Source organism: Bartonella sp. AP3QHHD (assembly GCF_042195765.1).
In the GTDB taxonomy this organism is placed as follows: domain Bacteria; phylum Pseudomonadota; class Alphaproteobacteria; order Rhizobiales; family Rhizobiaceae; genus Bartonella.
In genome coordinates, this window is record NZ_JBHIPC010000068.1 from 1 (window position 1) to 2,272 (window position 2,272).

Consider the following 2,272-nt stretch of genomic DNA (forward strand, 5'->3'; position numbering starts at 1 on the left):
TCCAGCCGATACGAACGGCATCACCACGACGCAAGCCTGTATAAAGAAGAACATCAATCCAGACGCGTTCATGTGTACCATATGACCAACGGTGATAATATTTGTCTATGTCCTCTTCTAGCCATGGCAGTAATCCCTCACTGTTTAAAGATTTTGGTGCTTTTATATTAAAGGCAGGATTTCTATTTAAAAGGGCATTATCAACCGCCCAATTAAAGAGACCGTTTAAAGAGGTCAAAAAATGTCTTGCCGCCGCGGGGGTCTCTCGCCTTCTATCTACGGCTTCAAGAATGTGTTGTTTGTTTATGCTTTTATATGCACGATCACCGATATGTTTAGAAACATTATTCAGAATTCGATATTTAACTTTTTTAGTAGATTCTGATTGATTATGCCATTGCATGCTTTGTAAATACTGATGTAACAACCAATCGAAAGACCCTTCTGTGAGTCTGGTTTGTTTTATTTTCTTGGAGGAGCCATTTTGAGCTTGTTTAATAGCCAGCGTATAATTATCAACAAACTCTTGCGTTCCATAGGTTCCTTCAATCCGAAACCGTGGTCCATGACCAATACGTACATACCATATAACTTTACCATGGCGTGTACGTTCACGAACAAGATGCGGTGGACGGCGTTTTGGCATGGCTAAAACTTTATACCGTCGACAGAGGGGCAAGATTTATTGGTGCTGTATTCTTCTTGCTCGTTTTCAAGTGGTGGAAAATCGTTGATGCTATAAGTATTATCTGTCGTTGTTGGTGTTATGGTTTTATTGATATGAATTAATAATTCCCCTGTAGGTTTGATTTCTATGAGTTCGCATCCTTGTTTTTTAGCTTCTCGTAAAGCACGAGCAATAGCTGGTTGCGTGATAGTAGGTGGGCGGTGTGGCATGTTTATTCCCCTTCATTTTAGATGTAATTCACCCGTGGCGTGAAGCACGCATGTGTTGAAATTTTGTTTGTGGAGTTAGAAGCTGGTTTATAGAGATACTATAAGATTAGTCGTTCGTATTTTCTCATCTGGTCTTTTCTCCAGTTGAGATTCTTTTATCGCCATCAATCCAGTCGTCCCAACATACACATGCTTCACCGTAAATTTTTGCATGACCGTAAACATGCGCATCACCGTAAACTTGCGCATTGCCGTAAACACGCGCCCTATCGTAAATGTGTGGCTCTTCGTAAACTTGTGCATTGCCATAAACTTCTGCATTATCAAAAACGCTAGGTTCACCGCAAATATATGCATCANTCGTGAACATGTGCATAACCGTAAACATGTGCATTTTCGTAAACCTTAGCATCATCATAAACCTTGGCATAATCCCCAATCCAGCAATTACCATGATGTGATAGGTTGTCTTCTTTCTCGATATAGCCTCCAAGATCACCTTTCTTGACGTCCCCAAAATCTCTCAATGCACGAATGCGGTGGAGAGTTTTACCTTCAATCTCAGTTGTTTCATCAGTCAGTTCATATTTATTTTCCATGGTTTATTTCCTTGATTTGCGTACAATCCACCCGTGGCGTGAATCACGCATGTGTTGAAAGTGTTAGGAAAGGGTGGGGGTGCGGGGAGGAGAGAGCACCCCCATAGGTTTAAGCAGCTTTTGCCAAAATCTTTTGCATCTCTTGTTCTATTTCCCCTAAAAAGATTTCGACAGCTTTATTAATCTCTTCAATGTATTGCTCATCACGGTTGATGCGTTTGATTTTCATTCTCAAACCAGTAGATCTGCCTACAAAGTTTGGATTATAGCTCATGAAATGACACCATTTGCGTCCTGTGCACGCCATTTGGAATTGCATTTGTGCGATATATTCAGGCTTGATTTCGTCATATATAAAGAAGCGCAAATGCGTGGTTGATTGTGGGCATTTGACTTCGATTAAACCGTCCTCTCCAATGAACCCATCAGGACTAGCCCCCGCCATTTCCATTTTTGGGTGGGGGATAAACCCGCATCTTGTGACTTCTGCGTCATAAATGAATTCATATTCTCTCAAGGCATTCTCTTCATGTTCAATGCCCCATTGCATAGCAGGTGTTGTATAAGATTGGCTTATTTCCCCTATTAAGCGTTCTGTCATGAGTTTGATTTTGTAGTCTTCATATTTGCTTGTAGGCAAACCTTTTGCTGTCTTACTGAGTATATTGTAAACGTTTGAAGCAGTGACTTTTCCTAAGCGCGCTTGAAACCATTCTGCTGTTCTTTGTTCCATCTCACACCGCCGTTCCCTGTTCGTGTGGCGTTTCTATATCGGC

At 41.3% G+C, this 2,272-nt stretch carries 3 protein-coding genes and 1 pseudogene; all 4 read right to left on the minus strand.

Going from position 1 to position 2,272, the window contains the following annotated elements; genetic code table 11:
- Nucleotides 1–646: phage integrase central domain-containing protein (locus tag ACFIL7_RS04200; protein ID WP_404977269.1), on the minus strand; the 646-nt coding region annotated here is incomplete at its 3' end.
- A gap of 2 nt (nucleotides 647–648) precedes the next feature.
- Nucleotides 649–897 carry a hypothetical protein gene (locus tag ACFIL7_RS04205; protein WP_375632693.1) on the minus strand — a complete coding sequence of 83 codons (249 nt, stop codon included), beginning with the start codon at nucleotides 895–897 and terminating at the stop codon, nucleotides 649–651.
- A gap of 124 nt (nucleotides 898–1,021) precedes the next feature.
- Nucleotides 1,022–1,496 (minus strand): annotated as a pseudogene (locus tag ACFIL7_RS04210) (hypothetical protein).
- A 109-nt stretch (nucleotides 1,497–1,605) separates the two neighbouring features.
- On the minus strand, nucleotides 1,606–2,229 hold the full coding sequence (locus tag ACFIL7_RS04215) for a lambda exonuclease family protein (RefSeq protein WP_375637117.1): 624 nt from the start codon (nucleotides 2,227–2,229) through the stop codon (nucleotides 1,606–1,608).
- Between the last annotated feature and the right edge of the window lie 43 nt (nucleotides 2,230–2,272).